Source organism: Acidovorax sp. GW460-11-11-14-LB4 (assembly GCF_059423685.1).
The window spans coordinates 1-6,355 of record NZ_JBWKYJ010000126.1; the positions used below are offsets into that span (position 1 = coordinate 1).

The 6,355-nt window shown below is 64.9% G+C and carries 5 protein-coding genes; all 5 read right to left on the reverse strand.

Annotation, left to right across the window (positions count from 1 at the left end; all coding sequences use genetic code 11):
- Positions 1-105 precede the first annotated feature (105 nt).
- Positions 106-1,557, reverse strand: coding sequence for a dihydropyrimidinase (hydA, locus tag AC07X4_RS23615; protein ID WP_494741500.1), 1,452 nt, complete (start codon positions 1,555-1,557; stop codon positions 106-108).
- A gap of 79 nt (positions 1,558-1,636) precedes the next feature.
- A complete protein-coding gene (locus AC07X4_RS23620) occupies positions 1,637-3,094 on the reverse strand; it encodes an NCS1 family nucleobase:cation symporter-1 (protein WP_015012633.1) in 1,458 nt (485 codons plus the stop codon).
- A gap of 222 nt (positions 3,095-3,316) precedes the next feature.
- Complete coding sequence (gene preA / locus AC07X4_RS23625; protein WP_494741501.1) at positions 3,317-4,630, reverse strand: NAD-dependent dihydropyrimidine dehydrogenase subunit PreA; 1,314 nt, start codon at positions 4,628-4,630, stop codon at positions 3,317-3,319.
- Positions 4,631-4,663: 33 nt separating this feature from the next.
- Entirely contained in the window at positions 4,664-6,013 is a 1,350-nt protein-coding gene (locus tag AC07X4_RS23630) for an NAD(P)-dependent oxidoreductase (RefSeq protein ID WP_494741502.1), read from the reverse strand.
- Positions 6,013-6,162 (reverse strand): hypothetical protein, encoded by a 150-nt coding sequence (locus AC07X4_RS23635; protein ID WP_494741503.1) that lies wholly within the window; start codon positions 6,160-6,162, stop codon positions 6,013-6,015. Before AC07X4_RS23635 ends, AC07X4_RS23630 begins: the two co-directional genes overlap by 1 nt.
- Positions 6,163-6,355 lie beyond the last annotated feature (193 nt).

The following is a 6,355-nucleotide window of genomic DNA, read 5'->3' on the forward strand; positions in this document are numbered from 1 at the left end:
ATCTGCGCCAACTCCATCAGCGATGCCCACAGGCGCTCGCCGTTGATGCGCAGGTTCTCGATGTCGGGTTTGACTTTCGTGTCCATGGTGTTGCTCTCCGTCGGTTCAGCGGGCAACCGCTGTGGGAGCCAGGTCCTGCGCACGCTTTTGCACGGCCTGGAAGTTGGCGCCAAACGCCGGGCGCTTGATGTAGCGGCCCTTGCCGTGCTCGGCCCGTAGGTCGCCGTTGGCAAACACCACGCGGCCCTGGCTCACGGTGTGGCTGGGAATACCGCGCACGGTGCGGCCTTCAAAGATGTTGAAGTCGCCCTTGCTGAACTGGGTCTTGGCGGAGAAGGTCTTGGTGCCCTGCGGGTCCCACAGCACCAGGTCGGCATCGGCACCTTCGCCGATAAATCCCTTGCGTGGGTAGATGTTGAACAACTTGGCGGCGTTGGCCGAAGTGATGGCAACGAACTCGCTGGGCGTGAGGCGCCCGGTGTTCACGCCGCCATCCCACAGCGCGGCCATGCGCTCTTCCACGCCGCCCGTGCCGTTGGGGATCTTGGCGAAGTTCTCCTTGCCCATGGCCTTTTGCGCAGCGCAGAAGGTGCAGTGGTCCGTGGCCGTGGTGTGCAGCTGGCCCGACTGCAGGCCGCGCCACAGCGCCTCCTGGTGGCCCTTGGGGCGGAAGGGTGGGCTCATCACATAAGCGGCGGCCTTTGCAAAATCGGGGTCGCGGTACACGCTGTCGTCCACCAGCAGGTGGCCCGCCAGCACTTCACCGTACACGCGCTGGCCACGCGCACGGGCGCGGGCAATGGCGTCGGCGGATTCCATGCAGCTCACATGCACCACGTAAATCGGCACACCCAGCACGTCGGCTATGGCGATGGCGCGGTTGGCGGCTTCGGCCTCGACCATGGGTGGGCGCGAGAGCGGATGGCCCTCGGGGCCGGTGATGCCCATCTTGGCGACCTCCTGCTGCAGCAGGTACACCAGCTCGCCGTTCTCGGCATGCACCGTAGGCATGGCGCCCAGCTCCAGCGCGCGCTTGAAGCTGTTCACCAGGGTTTCGTCGTCGCACATGATGGCGTTCTTGTAGGCCATGAAGTGCTTGAAGCTGTTCACCCCCTCCTGCTGCACCAGCGTGCCCATGTCGGCGCGCACCTGCTCGCTCCACCAGGTGATGGCGACGTGGAAGGAATAGTCCGCCGCAGACTTCTCGGCCCAGCCCCGCCACTTGCGATAGGCGTCCAGGATGGGCTCCTGCGGGTCGGGGATCACGAAGTCGATGATGCTCGTGGTGCCGCCAGCCAGCGCAGCCGCCGTGCCGGTGAAGAAGTCGTCCATGGTGACGGTACCCATGAATGGCAACTGCATGTGCGTGTGCGGGTCGATGCCGCCAGGCAGCACGTACTGGCCGCTGGCGTCCAGCGTCTCTGCACCCGCAGGGGCCTGGGCCGCAGCATCTTCCCCCACGGCCACGATGCGGCCATCGACGCACAACACATCGGCGCGCTGTTCACGGTCGGCGTTGACCACGGTGCCACCGCGGATCACAAGGGCTTGGGTCATGGGGGTCTCCTTCAAGGATGCGGATCAGATCAAAAAAAGGGACCCTGCACTGGCACCAGGCCCAGGCAGGGCCAAGGGGTCACTTCTTCTTGGCAGTCAGGTAGTAGTAGGTGCCGGCCACCGCCAGGCTGAAGAACCAGCCCGAGTCGAACAGCGACAGCCAGATGGCAGGCATGCCCGCCTTGTCCACCACACCCGACACCGCCAGGTAGCCGGGCAGACAGGGCAGCACGCCCAGTGCGAAAGCGATCAGGGCCTGCAGGTTCCAGCCGTTGCTGTACTCGTATTCACCGCCACGGCGGTACAGGTCGTCCACCTTCAGCTCGCTCTTGCGCACCAAGTAGTAGTCCACCAGCAGGATGCCCGCGATGGCGCCCAGCAGCGTGCCGTAGCCGCCCAGCCAGGTGAACAGGTAGCCGCCCGATGTGGCCAGCAGTTTCCAGGGCATGAACAGCAGACCGATGCCTGCAGCGATCAGGCCGCCCATGCGGAAGCTGATCTTGGACGGCGCGCACTGGCTGAAGTCATACGACGGCGAAACCAGGTTGGCGGCCACGTTGGTGGTGAGGTTGGCGAGCAAGATCACCAGCAGGCCCAGGCCTGCGGCCACGCTGCCCATCTGCGTGAGCAGACCATCGGGGAACAGCTGGGCCTTGCCGTACAGGATGGCCGAGGCAGAGAAGCCGATCACGCCCACCATGGAGAACAGCGCCATGGGAATGGGAAGGCCGATGGCCTGGCCCACCACCTGGTCCTTCTGCGATTTGGCAAAGCGGGTGAAGTCCGGAATGTTGAGTGCCAGCGTGGCCCAGAAGCCCACCAGGCCCGTGAGCGCCGCCCAGGTCTTGGGGCCGCCTTCGACCACCTTGGCGGGCAGGTTGAAGAGCTGGCCCGAGGGCACCTTCATCATCAGCACCACAACCAGTGCGATGGACGCAATGATCATCAGCGGCGCCGCAATCACCTCTAGCATGCGGATGGACTCCGGCCCCTTCCAGATGAACCAGATGTGCACCGCCCAGAACGCCAGGAAGCACATGAACTGCGAGGTGCTGATGGTCTGTCCATCGGCCGGTCCCGCGAGCCCCATGCCCAGGATGTTGAGGAACCCATGCAGCGCCAGCGCGCCAAAGTAGCAGTTGATGGAAAACCAGCCACATGCCACCAGCCCGCGCAGCACAGCCGGCAGGTTGGCGCCTTTCACGCCAAAAGATGCACGCGCCAGAACCGGGAACGGCACGCCGTACCGGGGCCCTACGCGCCCGATGAGCACCATGGGCACCAGCACGATGCAGTTGGCCAGGAACACCAGCCACACGGCCATCTGCCACGTGAAGCCCTGGTCCAGCATGGAGCTGGCCATGGTGTAGGTGGGTACACACACGACCATGCCCACCCAGAGCGCGGCAAAGTCTTTCCACGTCCAGTGTCGCTGCGCGGCGGTGGTGGGGAGCAGATCTTCATTGGCGAGCGTGTTGGATGCATCGCCGGGCATCAGCCCCGCCACATGGGCCGCGCTGCCGGTACTGTTGGTCATGCCTGTACTCCTGTCAAAGACGTCGTTGGGGTTGTACACAACCCACCGTCTGGTCCGGCGCCCTCACGCTGGCAGATGGCGGGCAAAGGGAAGCGAGCGATGCTAGAGATCACGCAAGAACTGCACCAGATGCAGTGCAGCATGCGTTGCAAATCGGCACCACAACGGGTGCCGTCACAACAACTTGCAAGGTCTGTGGCAAATGCACGCAGGAGGCGCATATCAAGCTGCGGCAGACACGCGCTGCGGGTTGTTGGGATGCGTGGTCCAGTTGGCGTATTCGCCCGTCACCTTCTTGCCAGTGCGCACATCCACCTCGCCGGGCTCCAGCGCGCGCATGGTGATGCACTCGGGCACGGGGCAGATGGAAACGCACAGGTTGCAGCCCACGCACTCGGCCTCGTTGATCTCGAACTTGCGCACGCCACCCTCTTTGGTGAAGGTAATGGCCTGGTGCGAGGTGTCTTCGCACACCACATGGCAGCGGCCGCACTGGATGCAGGCGTCCTGGTTGATGACGGCTTTTTCGATGTGGTTGAGGTTGAGGTTCTTCCAGTCCTTGACCGTGGGCACGGCCTGGCCCTTGAAGTCGTCGAGCGTGGCGTAGCCGTGCTCGTCCATGAAGTTGGACAGCCCATCGCACATGTCCTGCACGATCTTGAAGCCATACACCATGGCCGCCGTGCACACCTGCACCGTGCCGCAGCCCAGCGCAATGTATTCGGCCGCATCGCGCCAGGTGGTGATGCCGCCGATACCGCTGATGGGCAGGCCCGCAGTCTGCGCATCGCGCGCGATCTCGGCCACCATGTTCAGCGCAATGGGCTTGACGGCTGGGCCGCAGTAGCCGCCGTGCGAGCCCCAGCCATCGGTGCTCGGGCTCATCACCATGCGGTCCAGGTCCACGCCCATGATGGAGTTGATGGTATTGATGAGCGACACGGCATCCGCCCCGCCCGCCTTGGCCGCACGTGCGGGCTGGCGTACGTCGGTAATGTTGGGGGTGAGCTTCACGATCACGGGCAGCTTGCTGTAGTGCTTGCACCAGGCCGTGACCATCTGGATGTATTCAGGCACCTGGCCCACGGCCGCGCCCATGCCGCGCTCGCTCATGCCGTGCGGGCAGCCGAAGTTGAGTTCGATGCCGTCGGCGCCGGTGTCTTCCACGAGCGGCAGGATGGCCTTCCAGCTCTGCTCCTCGCACGGCACCATCAGCGAGACGATCATGGCGCGATCCGGCCAGTTGCGTTTGACGCGCTTGATTTCTTCCAGGTTGGTCTGCAGCGGCCGGTCGGTGATCAGCTCGATGTTGTTCAGGCCAATCACGCGGCGGTCTTGCGACATGAGTGTGGAGTAGCGCGGGCCGTTGACGTTGACCACCGGTGGGTCTTCGCCCAGCGTCTTCCACACCACGCCGCCCCAGCCCGCCTCAAAGGCGCGGGTGACGTTGATCTCTTTGTCGGTGGGCGGTGCGGACGCGAGCCAGAAGGGGTTGGGGCTTTGGATGCCCAGGAAATTGCTGCGAATGTCTGCCATGGGGTGCTCCCGTGAAAACTGGGGTGAAGGGGTTCAAGCCATCAGTGCGGCGTGGATGGAGACAGCGGCGACCTTGCCGTGCTCCACCGCTTCCACCGTGAGGTCGCGGCCGCCCACACGGCAGTCGCCACCGGCCCATACACGCGGCAGGTTGGTCTGGCCTTCGGCATCGGTGGCGATGCGCCCGCCCTCCAGCACGATGCGGTTGCCCACAGGCTCGGCCACAAAGGTCTGGCCAATGGCCTTGAGCACCATGTCGGCTTCGAGCGTGAAGGTCTCGCCGGTTTCCACCAGCTCGCCTCCGCTCAACGCCGTGGCGGCAAAACGCACGCCCTTGATAACACCGCCTTCGCTCAGCACCTCTTTCGGTGCCGCCCAGTGGCGGACGGTCACACCATTCGTCTGCGCCCACTGCTGCTCCACAGCGGATGCCGACATGGCCTCTGCACCCCGGCGGTAGACGATGGTCACTTCTTCGGCGCCCAGCTTGCGCGACTGCACAGCAGCATCCACCGCCGTCATGCCGCCACCAATCACCACCACGCGGCGGCCCACCGGCAGGGTCGAGAGGTCGGTGCTCTGGCGCAGCTCGGCAATGAAGTCCACCGCATTGCGCAGACCGGTGACCGTGGGCTCAGCCACGCCCAGCGCGTTCACGCCCTGCAGGCCCAGGCCCAGGAACACAGCGTCGTAAGCGCCCAGCAGGCTGTCGAGCGTGATGTCACGGCCCAGTTGCTGGCCGGTGCGCACCTCAATGCCACCGATGGACAGCAGCCACTCCACTTCCTTCTGCGCAAAGTTGTTGGCGGTCTTGTAGCTGGCCAGGCCATATTCGTTGAGGCCACCGAGCTTGGGGCGCGCCTCGAACAGCACCACGTCATGCCCGCGCACGGCCAACCCATGCGCGCAGGCCAGGCCCGCAGGCCCCGCGCCCACCACGGCCACGCGCTTGCCGGTGGCGGCTGCACGCTGGAACAGCGGTGCACCGGGCTGGGCAAAGAAGGCGTCGGTGGCGTAGCGCTGCAGTGAGCCGATCTCCACCGGCTTGTCTTCGTTGGTGTTGCGCACGCAGGCCTGCTCGCACAGCACCTCGGTGGGGCACACCCGAGCGCACATGCCACCCAGCGGGTTCGCCTCCAGGATGGCGCGGGCCGCGCCCCGGTTGTTGTCCTGCGCAATGCGGTGGATGAACGACGGGATGTCGATACCCGTAGGGCAGGCCGTGGCGCAGGGAGCGTCGTGGCAGTAATAGCAGCGCTCGGCCTCGATCAGCGCTTGCGGGCGGGTGAGCGGCGGGTGTGCGTCGCTGAAGTTCACGGCGTAGTCGGCCAGGTTCAGGCGTGCGGCATGAATGCCGCAGGCACGGCTTGCGGGTGTGTCCATCAGGTTTCCTCCGAGAGGGTCAGGGTGGGGGTCTGGGCGCCCATGGGGCGTGCAAGCGCACGCCGCGCAGCGTTGGAGCGCCAGCCAGTGGCGCCAATCAATGCGGCACCGGCGTGAATGCTGGTGCCCGCAAACTTCGGAGGTTTCATCGTGGTCCTCGCTGTGGGGTGCAGGTGCCCGCTGCTTTGCGACGGCGGTGCCCTGCGTTGTGGTTCAATTTACCAACCCGTAAAAATTTACCAATTGGTAAAATCCCTACAGCAAACCGCGTGCCAGCCTCCAGCCAGCCAATTGCCAGTTTTCAGGCCCCGGCTTGTTCCACAATGGTGCAATGACTGAAGC

What these genes read in the sequence shown, in the direction of transcription:
- AC07X4_RS23630 (WP_494741502.1), bottom strand. Translation starts at nt 6,013, where the DNA reads ATGGACACACCCGCAAGCCGTGCCTGCGGCATTCATGCCGCACGCCTG.
- preA (WP_494741501.1), bottom strand. Translation starts at nt 4,630, where the DNA reads ATGGCAGACATTCGCAGCAATTTCCTGGGCATCCAAAGCCCCAACCCC.
- AC07X4_RS23635 (WP_494741503.1), bottom strand. Translation starts at nt 6,162, where the DNA reads ATGAAACCTCCGAAGTTTGCGGGCACCAGCATTCACGCCGGTGCCGCA.
- hydA (WP_494741500.1), bottom strand. Translation starts at nt 1,557, where the DNA reads ATGACCCAAGCCCTTGTGATCCGCGGTGGCACCGTGGTCAACGCCGAC.
- AC07X4_RS23620 (WP_015012633.1), bottom strand. Translation starts at nt 3,094, where the DNA reads ATGACCAACAGTACCGGCAGCGCGGCCCATGTGGCGGGGCTGATGCCC.